This window comes from Rhizobium sp. 2MFCol3.1, from assembly GCF_000377565.1.
Lineage (GTDB): Bacteria > Pseudomonadota > Alphaproteobacteria > Rhizobiales > Rhizobiaceae > Rhizobium.
The window spans coordinates 1-13,266 of record NZ_KB898364.1; the positions used below are offsets into that span (position 1 = coordinate 1).

Annotated in this window: 14 protein-coding genes; 7 read left to right on the top strand and 7 right to left on the bottom strand. The window is 62.4% G+C overall.

From position 1 onward, the window contains the following. The coding region (locus tag D460_RS33435) for a transposase (protein WP_018900532.1) at positions 1-261 on the top strand (261 nt) is incomplete at its 5' end. A 178-nt stretch (positions 262-439) separates the two neighbouring features. Here the strand turns inward: D460_RS33435 and D460_RS0120870 are convergent. Further along, positions 440-3,040, bottom strand: a complete 2,601-nt coding sequence (locus D460_RS0120870) for a PAS domain-containing sensor histidine kinase (protein WP_018900533.1) — start codon at positions 3,038-3,040, stop codon at positions 440-442. A gap of 284 nt (positions 3,041-3,324) precedes the next feature. Between D460_RS0120870 and D460_RS0120875 the strand changes: the two genes are divergently transcribed. Continuing rightward, the gene (locus tag D460_RS0120875; protein ID WP_018900534.1) at positions 3,325-4,425 is read left to right on the top strand and encodes a flagellar biosynthetic protein FliO; all 1,101 of its coding nucleotides are present in this window, start codon (positions 3,325-3,327) and stop codon (positions 4,423-4,425) included. 88 nt (positions 4,426-4,513) lie between these two features. Here the strand turns inward: D460_RS0120875 and dksA are convergent, their stop codons facing one another. Further along, positions 4,514-4,933 carry an RNA polymerase-binding protein DksA gene (gene dksA / locus D460_RS0120880; protein ID WP_018900535.1) on the bottom strand — a complete coding sequence of 140 codons (420 nt, stop codon included), beginning with the start codon at positions 4,931-4,933 and terminating at the stop codon, positions 4,514-4,516. Between the two features lie 274 nt (positions 4,934-5,207). Here dksA and D460_RS0120885 point away from each other — a divergent pair, with 274 nt between their 5' ends. The 4 genes from D460_RS0120885 to D460_RS0120900 all read left to right on the top strand — a co-directional run bounded on the left by D460_RS0120885 (position 5,208) and on the right by D460_RS0120900 (position 9,094). Next, entirely contained in the window at positions 5,208-5,705 is a 498-nt protein-coding gene (locus D460_RS0120885) for a histidine phosphatase family protein (protein WP_018900536.1), read from the top strand. 72 nt (positions 5,706-5,777) lie between these two features. Then, positions 5,778-7,253, top strand: coding sequence for a YcjX family protein (locus D460_RS0120890; RefSeq protein ID WP_026283359.1), 1,476 nt, complete (start codon positions 5,778-5,780; stop codon positions 7,251-7,253). Further along, the gene (locus tag D460_RS0120895; protein WP_018900538.1) at positions 7,250-8,341 is read left to right on the top strand and encodes a TIGR01620 family protein; all 1,092 of its coding nucleotides are present in this window, start codon (positions 7,250-7,252) and stop codon (positions 8,339-8,341) included. The genes D460_RS0120890 and D460_RS0120895 overlap by 4 nt, the downstream gene beginning before the upstream one ends. 204 nt (positions 8,342-8,545) lie before the next feature. Continuing rightward, complete coding sequence (locus tag D460_RS0120900) at positions 8,546-9,094, top strand: hypothetical protein (protein ID WP_018900539.1); 549 nt, start codon at positions 8,546-8,548, stop codon at positions 9,092-9,094. A gap of 56 nt (positions 9,095-9,150) precedes the next feature. Here D460_RS0120900 and folK read toward each other — a convergent pair whose 3' ends face one another. From folK to folP, 3 genes are read right to left on the bottom strand one after another with little or no spacing between them, the layout of a single operon-like run. Then, entirely contained in the window at positions 9,151-9,669 is a 519-nt protein-coding gene (gene folK, locus D460_RS0120905) for a 2-amino-4-hydroxy-6-hydroxymethyldihydropteridine diphosphokinase (protein ID WP_026283360.1), read from the bottom strand. Continuing rightward, entirely contained in the window at positions 9,662-10,030 is a 369-nt protein-coding gene (folB, locus tag D460_RS0120910) for a dihydroneopterin aldolase (protein ID WP_018900541.1), read from the bottom strand. Before folB ends, folK begins: the two co-directional genes overlap by 8 nt. After that, positions 10,027-10,899: a dihydropteroate synthase gene (gene folP, locus D460_RS0120915; protein ID WP_018900542.1), complete on the bottom strand. Its 873-nt coding sequence runs from the start codon at positions 10,897-10,899 to the stop codon at positions 10,027-10,029. Before folP ends, folB begins: the two co-directional genes overlap by 4 nt. A 93-nt stretch (positions 10,900-10,992) precedes the next feature. Here folP and D460_RS0120920 point away from each other — a divergent pair, with 93 nt between their 5' ends. Beyond that, positions 10,993-11,619 (top strand): DUF922 domain-containing protein, encoded by a 627-nt coding sequence (locus D460_RS0120920; RefSeq protein WP_018900543.1) that lies wholly within the window; start codon positions 10,993-10,995, stop codon positions 11,617-11,619. 315 nt (positions 11,620-11,934) lie between these two features. Here the strand turns inward: D460_RS0120920 and D460_RS0120925 are convergent, their stop codons facing one another. Together D460_RS0120925 and D460_RS0120930 are read right to left on the bottom strand one after the other, a co-directional pair. Then, entirely contained in the window at positions 11,935-12,255 is a 321-nt protein-coding gene (locus tag D460_RS0120925; protein WP_018900544.1) for a 2Fe-2S iron-sulfur cluster-binding protein, read from the bottom strand. 215 nt (positions 12,256-12,470) lie between these two features. After that, positions 12,471-12,839 carry an Hpt domain-containing protein gene (locus D460_RS0120930; RefSeq protein ID WP_018900545.1) on the bottom strand — a complete coding sequence of 123 codons (369 nt, stop codon included), beginning with the start codon at positions 12,837-12,839 and terminating at the stop codon, positions 12,471-12,473. Positions 12,840-13,266 lie beyond the last annotated feature (427 nt).

The window sequence follows — 13,266 nt, forward strand, 5'->3', positions numbered from 1 at the left end:
CCCTATGATGACGACAGCGGCAAGCATCGCGGCAGGCGCAGGATCCAGGGCGGTCGCGAAAGGCTGCGCAAGAGCCTGTTCATGTGCGCTTTCACCGCCAGCCGGCACAATCCGGATCTGGCGGCCTTCTACAAGCGGTTGCGCGGCAACGGCAAGGAGCACCTGTGCGCGGTCATCGCGGTCGCCAGAAAACTCGTCATTCTCGCCAACACCATCCTCACCAGGCAGACCGAATGGACGCCGAAATATGTGAATGGATGAGACATGGTTGCTCCCCGTGGGGGAGAAGGGGAGATGGAGCAAAACAGCTCGCCACAAGTCTCTTCTCCCCCGCGGGGAGAAGATGCCGGCAGGCAGATGAGGGGGCCAAACCGCACAACGCGTCCCGGCAAACCGCAGGAAAAACATTAGCATCCTTAGGCCTGCCAGCGCCCTCACCTCACCCCTCAAGCGTCTCCTTGACCACCACAGCCAGCTGCTTCAGCGAGAACGGCTTCGGCAGGAAGCCGAACTTGGACTCTGGCGGCAGGTTGCGGGCGAATGCGTCCTCGGCATAGCCCGAAACGAAGATGAACTTCAGATCCGGATATTTCTTGCGCAGTTCACGCAACAGCGACGGCCCGTCCATTTCAGGCATGACGACGTCGGAGACGACGATATCCACCTTGCCGTCGAGCTCGTCCATGATGTCGAGCGCCTCGACACCCGATCCCGCCTCGTGAACCGTGTAGCCGCGGGTCTCCAGCATGCGCTTGCCGCCGCGACGCACCGCCTCCTCGTCCTCGACGAGCAGGATGACGGCCGATCCCGTCAGGTCCTCCGGCTGCTCCGGCTTGGCCGGAGATAGGGCAACGACGTTGTCGGCGCTTGGGGTGACCGCATCGGCCTCGGCGGCGATCGCCGGCTCGACGATATGGCGCGGCAGGAAGACGCGGAAGGTCGTGCCCTTGCCGACTTCCGATTCCGGCTGGATGTAGCCACCGGATTGCTTGACGATGCCATAGACCATGGCAAGCCCGAGACCCGTGCCCTTGCCCACCTCCTTGGTGGTGAAGAAGGGCTCGAAGATCTTGTCCATGATTTCAGGCGCGATGCCGGTGCCGTTGTCCGACACCTCGACGAGAACCATGTCCTCATGCGGCATGTAGGAGTAATTGAAAGCGGCGACCTCTGCGGCCGTCGCGTTCTTCGTCCGCACGGTCAGCTTGCCGCCCTCCGGCATCGCGTCGCGCGCATTGACGCAAAGGTTGATCAGCACCTGCTCGAACTGCGACAGGTCGGTTTTCACGGGCCAGAGATCGCGCCCGTATTCGACATCGAGCTTGACATTGGTGCCCGACAGCAGCCGGTCGACCAGCATTCTCAAATCGCCGACGACGTCAGTGAGATTGAGCACGCTCGGCCGCATCGTCTGCTTGCGCGAGAACGCAAGCAGCTGGCGCACCAGCACGGCGGCGCGGTTGGCGTTACGCTTGATTTCCATCAGATCCGCGAAACCAGGATCGGCCGGCCGCGCCTGCAGCAGCAGATGGTCGGATGAGAGCAGGATGGCGGTGAGGACGTTGTTGAAGTCGTGCGCGATACCGCCGGCGAGCGTGCCCACCGCGTTCATCTTCTGCGTCTGCGCCATCTGCGCCTCGAGCGCCTTCTGCTCGGTCACCTCGACAGCGTAGACGATCGCCGCCTCTTCAGGCGCCTCGTCGCTCTGGTCGATCACGGCGTTGACGTAGAAGCGGAAATGCCTGTTGTCGTCGGCCTGCGTCTTGGAATCAAGCGGAGGAATATCGCCCTGCCGGTCCTTCGCGGCGGCAAGCGCGCCCTGAAGCCTCGGCTTGTCGACATCCTGCACGATGGTTTCGAACAGCGCGCCGTTCTCGACGTCATCGCGCGACACGATGCCGGAGAAGAGTTTCAGGAACGGCGCATTGGTCCTGAGGATGCGGCCGTCGCCATCGACGGAAGCGATCGCCATCGGCGTATTGTTGAAGAAGCGCGTGAAACGCATCGATGCAGCCGACGCCGACTGATCGCCAGCCGTGCTGTCGCGCCGCGTGAGAACGATCGAGCGGCTTTCGCCGGGCGCCCCATCGCGCATCGAGGTGACGCTGTGAACGATCTGCACCGGAACGCCCTGGCCGTTCGATTTCTTCAGGTCGAGATCGAGCGTCACCGTCTTCTGCAGACCGGGATCGGCCTGCACGGACTGGATCAGCGCCAGCCCCTCGCCGGCCACCATGTCGCCGATCGTCATCGAGCCGGGAATGAACTTGGTGAGGTCGATCCCCAGCCACTCTGCAAGCGTCGCGTTGAGATAGAAGATCTCGCCCTTGCGGCCCGCCGAAAAGAAGCCGGCAGGCGCGTGGTCGAGATAATCGATGGCGTTCTGCAGCTCTTTGAAGAACCGCTCCTGGTCGTCGCGCTCGGACGTGATGTCGCTGATCTGCCAGATATGCAGCGGCCGGCCGCCGCTTTCTTCGCTCTGCAGAATACGCGCCTTCAGCCGGTACCAATGGGCGCCGGATCCGTTCAGCGATGGCCCCAGCGCGCGCAGCAGCCGGAACTCCTCGCGCCCCTCGCGGCCCTCGCGCAGCCCGTTGGAGAGCCGGTAGAGCGCCTCGTTGGATTCGCGGTGGCGCGACAGGAGCGCTTCCAGCGTCTGCACCTCTGTCGGCTTGCGGGCGCCGGTCAGCGCGCCGTAAGCGGCATTGGCGTAAACGATACGGCCTTTCTCGTCGGTGATCAGCGATCCGTCGGGATGGCTGTTGAGAAAGGCGCGGGCAAGGCTGTCGGACTGGCGCTGCGGCATCACCTCGATGAAGCCGATGATCGACGACACCAGGAAGAAGATGCCGACCATGGCCAGCACGCCGAGAACGCCGAGCACCATCTCGTTGTCGAGCGAGGTCTTGAACACCACGAAGGCGGCGGCGACGCCGATCAGCACCAGCGCCAGAAGCAGGATCCGCACGGCGGTTCCTGCGCGCCCTCCACGGTCCACGAGCGGTTCGCTAAAATTGTCGGCCTGACGGGATTTCGTCATGTACTTCCTCGCATTGCCCGCCGGCCTTCATTCGTGACTAACAGACGAAGCAGGAATCAGGCGCCTCTTCCTTCTTAGCAATTTGCTGCCTCGCCAAAAACACCACACTCCATGAAGAGTGATTGAATTCACAAGCTACAGCGCCAGTTTTGCCGTTAAATGTAGATTGAGACGTTCCACAGACATTGCGTCGCACCTTTCGGTGACTGGACAAGCCGCCTCCCCCTTGTCTAGGAAGCTTAAAAGTCGTCATGTGGTTGAACGCCGCAAAGGAGTACGTGACTATGTTCGATGGCATCATGGAATCTTATGGCAGCCGCTTCATCATTGCCGCGGGCGGTGTGGCCATCGCCCTGCTGCTGCTCGTCGCGGTCCTCTGGATCATGCGCAACCGGGCATCCTCGCCCTTCGTTCGCGGCGGCCGCAACCGTCAGCCCCGCCTTCAGGTTCTCGACGCCGCCGCCGTCGACGCCCGCCGCCGCCTCGTGCTGGTGCGCCGCGACGATGTTGAACATCTGATCATGATCGGCGGTCCCTCCGATATCGTCATCGAAAGCCGCATCCTGCCGGATGGGCAGGTCGAGACCATCAGCGAGCCGGCACGCCCGGAAGCACCACAGCCTGCAGCCCCCAGCGAGCGGCCCGCAGCGCCCATAATGACAGCAGCCGTGGCAGAACCTGAGCCAGCGGTCATCGTCCCACCCGCACCGCGACCGGCTCCGACGCGGGGCCTGTCACCGATCGAAGAGTTCGCGCCAAGCGCCGAGCGCCTGGACACCCCACCGATCGCGCCACCGCCGGCTCCGCAGCATCAGGTTTTCGAGCCCGAGATCGAACCCGCGCCGCGCCCTGTCGCCGTGCCAGTCGCACCGGTATCGATCGCGCCGGCACCCGTCGCACCGCGCCCGCAGCCTCCGGTATTCTCGCGGCCTGAGCCTGCGCCCATCGAAACGGCCGAAGCCGTCGATATTCTCGATTCTGCGCGCCAGCGCGTCCTGACCCCACAGAGGATCGAGCCGCAGGTGATGAGCCCGCCCACGCCGCCGCAGCGCGTCGACCTCTATCCGCCGGCACCACAGGCGCCAACGCCGCAGCCGGCCGCGTTCCAGCCCGTCGCTCGCCCGGCGCCCTCGGCCCAGCCCAGCGATTTCCAGCGTGTGCTCGAAGAGGAAATGACGAGCAATCTGGCGGCTGAGCGCCCGATGGCAGCGCATAATGCGCCGATGCACAATGCACCGCCGGTGCAGAACGCGCCTGCTCGCCCCGCGCCCTCCAACATGCCGCGCCGCGATCCCGAGATGGCGCCGATCACCGGCGCCGACGCCGCCCTTCAAAACGAGGTGGCCCGTATTTTCGGCGAAATGAGCGTCAACCGCGACAAATGACCGGCGGCGGCAACGGCCGCCCCTTTCCTGCAAACAAAAAAGGCACCGCGCGATGACGGTGCCTTTTTAGTTTGTGATGTAACCGGGATTATTCGTCCCGGTAGACTTTCTCACGACGCTCGTGGCGTTCTTGCGCTTCGATGGACAGCGTTGCGATCGGGCGAGCGTCGAGACGCTTGAGGCCGATCGGTTCACCGGTTTCCTCGCAATAGCCGTAAGTGCCTTCCTCAATACGCTGCAGTGCGGCGTCGATCTTGGATATCAGCTTTCTCTGGCGGTCACGGGCGCGCAGCTCGATGGCTCTGTCCGTCTCGGACGACGCTCTGTCGGCGAGATCCGGATGGTTTGCGCTTTCCTCGGCAAGATGCTCGAGGGTTTCGCGCGCCTCTCTGAGGATGTCGTTCTTCCAGGCAATCAGCTTCGCCCTGAAATAGGCGCGCTGGTTACCGTTCATGAACTCTTCCTCTTCCGAGGGCACGTATTTGCTAAGATCGATCTTCTCACTCAACGCGATTCTCCTGAAGAACATCTCATCTGGCGGCTGTATATCCCGACCACGGCGTTCGATTCAAGCCCAATCCGCTAGGTAAACACATTTTTAAATCTGTCACAATTTTGAGCTAACAGGCTATTTTTACGTCACTATTTTTCAAAGCCACCGTTTCAGCTTGCCAGCTGAAGTAGCAGCGCCCGTGCAACTTGCCCACTGGATTCCGCGCGCCGGTTGACGAAGACACCGGGCTGGCGCTACTGAAATAGATCAAACGACCGGGGACTCTCCGATGACCGCAATCGTGCCGCCGCCTTCCCGGATTTATCTTTTGAGACACGCCGAAGCGGCATTTCCCGCCCCCGGTCAGAGCGATTTCGACCGCCCGCTGAGCGAGCGCGGTTATGCCGCAGCCGAAATCCTGGCCGAGAACGCGGCCGACAAAAGCTACAAGCCCGACCTTGTCGTCAGCTCTACCGCCATACGCTGCCGCCAGACGGCCGACGCCGTACACCGCGCGATGGGCGAAAACCTCGATGTCCGCTTCGTCGACGCGCTTTATAACGCGACGCCCGAAATCTATCTCGATATCCTCGGCGCGCAACAGGACATGGGCGCCGTGATGCTCGTCGGCCACAATCCCGTCATCGAGCAGACGCTCGAAGCGCTGATCGGCCACCAGCTGCTGGCGCAGGCGCTGCCGAACGGCTTTCCGCCGGGTGGTCTCGCCGTGCTCGATTTCGACCAGGGCCGCAACAACTGGCGCCTGATCGACTTCATGATCGACTGATAGGCGCGCAACCTTCTTTTTCTTCGGCGTGCCGGTTCCTATATGGCGTCTACCAGCAATCGGAATTTCGCCTTGCCGCCAAGCATGACATCCTTCACCGACGACGCGCGCATCGCCTTCGACACCCTGTCGGACCGCGCCTCCGGCCTCGTCAATCCGACGATCCGCCTCGGCGTCACCGGCCTGTCGCGGGCGGGTAAGACGGTCTTCATTTCCTCGCTGGTCCATAACCTGCTGCATGGCGGCCGCCTGCCCCTGTTCGAGGCCGTCCAGTCGGGCCGCGTCTCCGCTGTCCGGCTCGAAGAGCAACCCGACGACAGCGTGCCGCGCTTCCAGTATGAGGATCACATCAAGGCGTTGGTGAAAGACCGCATATGGCCCGATTCCACGCGCGCCATCTCCGAGCTGCGGCTGACCATCGACTACCAGAGCGCCAGCGGCTGGAGCCGTTTCTTCTCGCCGGGAAGGCTCTCGATAGACATCGTTGACTATCCCGGCGAGTGGCTGCTCGACCTGCCCCTGCTGGCCAAGGACTACCGCACTTTCAGCGAAGAGACGATCGCACTGGCCCGCACAGGCATCCGCACGGAACTCTCCAGACCATGGCTGGCGTTGACCGACGATTGCGACATCGCCGCCCGGGCGGACGAAATGCGCGCCCGCGAACTCGCCACCGCCTTCGCCGATTACCTCAAGGCCTGCAAGGCCGATGAGCGCTCCCTGTCGACGCTCCCGCCCGGACGCTTCCTTCTGCCCGGCGATCTCGACGGCTCGCCGGCGCTCACCTTCGCGCCGCTGGTGCTGCCGCCGACGGGAAAGCCGGAAAAGGGATCACTCTGGGCAATGATGGAACGGCGCTACGAGGCCTACAAGTCCGTGGTCGTCAAGCCGTTCTTCCGCGAGCACTTCTCGCGCATCGACCGTCAGATCGTCCTTGTCGATGCGCTGCAGGCGATCAATCGCGGCCCCGAGGCCGTGCAGGACCTGGAGCGCGCACTGACGGACGTGCTCGCCTGCTTCCGCCCAGGCACGAACTCGCTGCTGTCGTCGCTGCTCGGCCGCCGCATCGACCGCGTTCTGGTCGCCGCCACCAAGGCGGACCATCTGCATCATGAAAGCCACCACCGTCTCGACGCCCTGACGCGCCGCCTTGTCGATCGCGCCATCCAGCGCATCGGCATGGCGGGCGCCGGCATCGATGTCATGGCGCTCGCCTCCGTGCGGGCAACACGTGAGGCGACTGTCAAGCGCGACGGCCACGAGCTGCCCGTCATCGTCGGAACGCCGATCGAGGGTGAGACGATCTCAGGCGAAACCTTCGACGGCATCAGGAAGACCGCGATCTTCCCTGGCGACCTGCCCGAAGACCCCTCCGCCCTGTTTGCAAGCATTGAATCGGGCGACGAGAATGTGCAATTGCCCGACGTGAACGTGGTCCGCTTTCGCCCGCCGAGCCTTGAGGAGACCGGGGGCGGCATCAAGCTGTCGGTGCCGCATATCCGGCTCGACCGGGCCATGCAGTTTCTGTTCGGAGATCGCCTCGCATGATCAAGCCGCCCGCCGACCAACCCCCGCGCCGCGCGCCGGCCGCCTTCGCCTTTGAGGACGAGCGCGAGCAGCCGGAGACCAAAGCCGGCCGGCCGACAGCGGAGCCCCGCAAGCCGGCAGCCTTCTCGGGCGAGATCACCCTGACACCAGACGAGGACGATCCCTTCATCAATCCCGACAAGGACGTCCCGGCCCTGCCCGTCGCCCAGCCCCGCAAACGGGGCACCTCCTTCGGCAAGATCGCGCTTGGTGCTTTTGGCGTGCTGTTCTCGCTCGCCTTCGGGCTCTGGACCGACAGCCTGATCCGCAACCTCTTCAGCCGCGCCGATTGGTTAGGCTACACCGCGCTTGCCGCCGTCGGCATCGGTATCCTGGCTGTGATCGCCATGGTCGTCAGGGAAACGGCGGGCATGATGCGGCTGGCGGCGGTGCAAACGATCAAGGCCGAGGCGGAAGCGGCAATCCTCGAGACCAAGCCCGCCAAGGCGCGCGCGCTCGTCAAGAGCCTGGAGCACCTGCTATCCAACAAGCCGGAGACCGCGCGCGGCCGCGCCACGCTGAAGGCGGCGGAAACCGATATCATCGACGCGCCGCATCTGGTGGCGCTCGCAGAGCGCGAACTGCTTGCGCCGCTTGACCGACAGGCCCGCAGCCTCATCCTCAACGCCTCCAAACGCGTCTCGGTCGTCACCGCCGTTAGCCCCCGCGCCATCGTCGACCTGCTCTACGTTCTCTACGAGGCTGCGAAGCTCATCCGCGCCATGGCCGATCTCTACGGCGGCCGGCCCGGCACCTTCGGCATGCTGCGGCTGATGCGCGACGTGTTGGCCCATCTCGCAGTCACCGGCTCGATCGCGGTCGGCGACAGCCTAGTCCAGCAGGTTCTCGGCCACGGCCTGGCATCCAGGCTCTCGGCACGCTTGGGCGAAGGCGTGATCAACGGCCTGATGACCGCCCGCATCGGCATCGCCGCCATGGACCTCTGCCGCCCGCTGGCGTTCCGCGCCCTGAAGCGTCCGGGAATCGGTGACTTCATCGGCGATCTCACGCCATCGATGACGAAGACTGATAGCAACGGTCGGAATTGAGCCGAGATCCGTAAACCATTCGCTCCGGACAACAGACTTCAGGAATCCGATGTGATTCAATAGCTTACGTGAGACAGGCCAGCGCGCGTCCGGCACCGAAAAGCCCGCAGACGCGCCGTTTTCGACCCATTAGAAACCAAGCATTAACCATTTTTCGGCAAAACTTGGCACCAGTTAAGCGATATGGTTCGCCAAGGAAAATCCATGTACTCGCGCAAGTTTCTCTATCTCTTCGGTCTCGCGGCAATCGCCCTGTCGCCTTTTGCCGAAACGGCTCCAGCAGCCACCGCCGCCACGCGTGACAAGGCATTCTTTGAATCCGTCGCAGGCTCCTGGAAAGGCCCGGGCGAAATCGTCGCCGGCAAGTACAAGGGCACCAAGTTCACCTGCAACCTGATCGGCGAACCCGTCACCGACGGCACCGGCGTCAAGCTCGACGGCAGCTGCCGCGTCGGCGTCTTCAAGCAGCCGATGAGCGCGCTGATCACTCAGTCTGGAAACAGCTACAAGGGCAAGTTCCTCGACGGCGCCGCCGGCAAGGGTCTCGATGTCGTCTCCGGCACTGTCACGGAAGACACTGTTGTCGTCGGTCTCAACCGCGCCAAGCTCAACGGCGCCATGATCGCCCGCGTGCGCGACGACAAGACGATGAACGTGACCGTTTCGGTCAAGGTCGAAAGCCAGATGATCCCCGTGATCGGCCTGACCTTGTCGCGCCAGGTCGACGAAATGACCGTCGGTTCGGTCGAATAATCAATAGAGACAAATGAAGCATAAGACGAAGCGGCCGCATGGCCGCTTCTTTCGTTTCAGGCGTCACGCCACCAATCCATGCTCTGATCGGCAACCTCGATCCCTTGGATGTCGGCGCGAGCAAGCCAGTCGCGCACCGCGACCCCCTTGACGATCAGATCAGGCGCGAAGTCGGCGAGCGGCATCAGCACGAAGCCGCGATCGGTCATCCGGGGATGCGGGAGCTCGAGCCTCGGCGCATCCTGGCTGATATCGTCATAGGTCAGCACATCGATATCGAGCGTGCGCGGCCCCCAACGCTCGATGCGCTCCCGCTTCATGCCGCGTTCTATGTCGAGACAGACATCGAGCAACGCTTCCGGCTGAAGCGACGTCGACACTTCGGCGCAGCAATTGAAGAAGAACGACTGGTCCGTCTTGCCCCATGGCGGCGTGCGGTAGAGCCGGGAGACAGCGACGACGCGGCAATCCGCCCGCGCATCCAGCGCCTTGAGCGCCTGCGCCATGGAGTGGACGGGATCGCCGATATTGCCGCCAAGCCCAAGCGTGGCGGTCTCAAAAGCCATGTCAGACAAAATGTTCGACGCTCACCTGGACGAAATCAAGCACGCCGGGAACCGGCGCATTCGGTTTGCGGACCGTGATCTTCGCCCGCTTGATCTGCGGGAATTTCTGACAGAGCCCCTTGGCGATATCGAGCGCCAAGGCTTCGATGAGATAACGTCGCTTGCCGGTGACAATTTCCTCGATGACGGTGAAGGCGATGCCGTAATTGACGGTATCGTCGATCGAATCCGTCTCCAGCGCGGTGCCGGTCACGACATCGAGCTCGGCATCGACAAAGAAACGCTGCCCCAGAAATTCCTCTTCGTCGTGAACGCCGTGGCGGGCGAAGAAGGCGCAGTTCTGCAGGGTGATGGTGTAGGTGGTGCTCATAACGTGCCCTTCCGCTCGAATGCGTCGCGTGCCTTCAGCATAGCATCAGTCACGGCAAGTGCGTCCCTGTTGATTGCGACATCGTGTACCCGAAAAATCGCGGCGCCCTTCAGTCTCAGAAGCACGCTGGTGGCCGCCGTGCCGGCATCGCGATCGGCCGCCTCACGGCCCGTGACCGCCCCGACGAACCGCTTGCGCGACGTGCCGGCCAGGATCGGAAAACCGAGACGCTGAAGCTCGTCGCAACGCGCCATCAGTTCGAGATTCTCTTGCGTATCCTTGGCAAAGCCGAAACCGGGATCGAGAACGATGCGGTCCTGCGCCACGCCGGCGCGTCCGGCGATCTCGAGAGACCGCTCCAGGAACAGGAATTGATCAGCGATGACATCATCCAGCTTGTCGCGGTCACGGCCCGTGTGCATCACGCAGAGCCCCGCGCCGGTCCTGGCCGCGATATCGGCGATATCAGGCTCTTTCTGCAGCCCGAAGACATCGTTGACGATATGCGCACCGGCCTCAACGGTAAGGCGAGCAGTCTCGGCGCGATAGGTGTCGATGGAAATCAGCGCCTCGGTCTTGCCGCGCAGCGCCTCGATGACGGGCAGCACACGCGCCTGCTCCTCGCGGGCATCGACGCTCTCGGCATCCGGCCGCGTGGATTCGCCGCCGATATCGACAATAGCGGCACCGGCCTCGACCGCATCAAGCGCATGCGCAACGGCCTTGTCGACGCTGTCGTAGCGACCGCCGTCGGAAAACGAGTCCGGCGTGACGTTGACGATCGCCATGATGACCGCGGTCGAGCCGAGCTCAATCTCACGGCCGTGCCCGACGCGCCAGAAACTGCTGCCAAGCTTTGCCACCTGCATTCATCCTATCGATCGAAAAAACAGCGTCATCATATTGCGCTAGCGGTGGCTATGCCCCAAGCTCCCGCAAACTTCAACATGAGTATTTGCAGAATGCCGTCCGTGTCGCGTTATATGCCGCTCCTCCTCGCCATTTCCGTCTCGCTGTCTGCTGGCTATCCCGCAAGCGCTGCCGTGGTGGCCACCAAGAGCTATTCCTATTTCAACATCAAAGGCAAAACCGCCGACGAACTGGACGAGCAGCTGAGCACGCGCGGCCCGACGGCCAACGGCTCGTCTGCACGCCACCCCGGCGCCACCAAGATCCGTTTCGGCGGCGACGCCACCTATGTCGAGGAAAACGGCCGCTGTCGCGTCAGCACCGCGCGCGTGACCGTGCATACGCAGATCATCCTGCCGCGCTGGAACAATCGTCGCGGCGCCAGCCCTGAGCTGTCGATGATCTGGGACACGCTGTCGAGCGACATCAAGAGGCATGAGGAACGCCATGCCGAGATCGCCCGAACCCAGGCGCGCAACATGGAACGCAAGATCCTGGCGCTCCCGCCGCAGCCCAATTGCGAAGCCATGCAGGAGCTGGTGACGGAGGTATCGACGCGGGGAATTGCCGAGCATGACCGACTGCAGGCGCGATTCGATCAGGTGGAGGCCGTCAACTTCCAGAAGCGCATGCTGCGCCTGCTCAACAACCGTCTGAAACCATCGGGCGGCGAAAAATAGCTGATTCTCCGGCGAGAATCGACGGCTGACCCTTAGCCGCGCAATGAAAATTGTGCGAAACCGGCACGGCCCCAGCCAATGAATGGTAATTTCTCACCATAGATTTGTGAAACACAACGCGCTAATATTCAGTCATTCGAAAGTTCAGGTCCGTTAGCCGGGACTTTCGTTTTCTGGGTTCTCCTGGCGCGTTGCGAAGCCGCGGTCGATCCTCCCTTGGCCGTAGGTAATGCGCCTACCTCGCCTCGCTCGTCACATCGGCAAGCGAGGCTTTTTTTGGCCGGTTCATCCTCGGAAGGACTATGCTTCGGAGAATTAAGCCTGGCGCTCCGGCACGTGAACGGTCAGCCCGTCCAGCGCCGCCTTCATGCGGATCTGACAGGAGAGGCGCGAGGTCGGGCGAACGTCGAAGGCGAAATCGAGCATGTCTTCTTCCATCGCTTCGGGCGGACCGACGCGCTCGGTCCACTCCTCGTCGACGTAGACATGACAGGTCGCGCAAGCGCAGGCGCCGCCACATTCGGCTTCGATGCCCGGCACGGAGTTGCGCACGGCGTTTTCCATGACGGTCGATCCCTGATCGACATCAAGATCGAAGCGCGTACCGTCGAAAGCGACAATGGTCAGTTTGGGCATGGTGTTTTCCGGTGATCATCAATGGGATGGGTTTGGATTTTTACTTCCAACAATTACGCGAGGCAGTCAACAACGACCGCCCTTGCGCTCTTCATTCCAGATTTGGAAGCGACACGCTTGTCAGATTGCGCCACGCCAGGAACAATAAAAAGACCCGCTGCTCCGCAATGGTGCAACGGGTCCCATGATCGAACAGCTGATGGCGTCATTGCCGCCTAGCGGCAAAGCTTCAGGATGAAATTCTCCGCCTCGATGACGGCGACGCCGACGGCGGCCATGTTCGAGGCATCGCCGCAATTGCCTTCAAGCGCTTCGGCGGCATCGCGTACCCGGAAGGCGCCGACGGCGCTTGCCGCACCCTTAAGCTTGTGGGCGGCTGCTACGATCGCCTTGCCGTCGCCGGAAGACATGTCGTGCAGGCAGGCGCGCGCCTGGCGCGCGAACATCTGCAGGACTTCAAGTTCAAGCGCCTTGTCGCCCATCGTCTGGTTGGCCAGGTGAACAAGGTCGACCGGCCGCTGTTGCGAGGGAACCTGTCCCTTGCCATGATCTGGCGCCGCGAACGCAATACTGACTGCTGCCATATGCCAATTCTCCCGTCTTAAGTCCCGCCGTTTGAATGATGTTGCGGGGGCGCAGTGCCAATCGCGTTAAATTCGGGCGCAATCAGGGCGAATTTCTCGTCATATGGTTAACGCCCGTCAAACACTTCTAACACATTGGATTTCAAGGCCGCGCCGGCGTTAAGTCAGGTTAATCAAGCGTTAATAACTCGGCATTTGACCGAAGGCGTTAATTGTCTAGCAGGTCCGGATGTGTCACTACGATACGACTGGGAGAGCTGGGTTGTGGAAGCCTTTGCTCGCCAAGTGGATAATGGTAATGTTTTGATACCGTAAGTGTGCGAAAGCAGCTATCCACTCTGAAATGACATACTTATCCGCTCTACGAATTTTGGGCGGACAGGTTCAGAGGCAAGGTTTGTTCGGGTGACGCGGAAACCCGGATGCG

What these genes read in the sequence shown, in the direction of transcription:
- D460_RS0120870 (WP_018900533.1), bottom strand. Translation starts at nt 3,040, where the DNA reads ATGACGAAATCCCGTCAGGCCGACAATTTTAGCGAACCGCTCGTGGAC.
- D460_RS0120875 (WP_018900534.1), top strand. Translation starts at nt 3,325, where the DNA reads ATGTTCGATGGCATCATGGAATCTTATGGCAGCCGCTTCATCATTGCC.
- D460_RS0120885 (WP_018900536.1), top strand. Translation starts at nt 5,208, where the DNA reads ATGACCGCAATCGTGCCGCCGCCTTCCCGGATTTATCTTTTGAGACAC.
- D460_RS0120895 (WP_018900538.1), top strand. Translation starts at nt 7,250, where the DNA reads ATGATCAAGCCGCCCGCCGACCAACCCCCGCGCCGCGCGCCGGCCGCC.
- D460_RS0120900 (WP_018900539.1), top strand. Translation starts at nt 8,546, where the DNA reads ATGTACTCGCGCAAGTTTCTCTATCTCTTCGGTCTCGCGGCAATCGCC.
- folB (WP_018900541.1), bottom strand. Translation starts at nt 10,030, where the DNA reads ATGAGCACCACCTACACCATCACCCTGCAGAACTGCGCCTTCTTCGCC.
- folP (WP_018900542.1), bottom strand. Translation starts at nt 10,899, where the DNA reads ATGCAGGTGGCAAAGCTTGGCAGCAGTTTCTGGCGCGTCGGGCACGGC.
- D460_RS0120920 (WP_018900543.1), top strand. Translation starts at nt 10,993, where the DNA reads ATGCCGTCCGTGTCGCGTTATATGCCGCTCCTCCTCGCCATTTCCGTC.
- D460_RS0120925 (WP_018900544.1), bottom strand. Translation starts at nt 12,255, where the DNA reads ATGCCCAAACTGACCATTGTCGCTTTCGACGGTACGCGCTTCGATCTT.
- D460_RS0120930 (WP_018900545.1), bottom strand. Translation starts at nt 12,839, where the DNA reads ATGGCAGCAGTCAGTATTGCGTTCGCGGCGCCAGATCATGGCAAGGGA.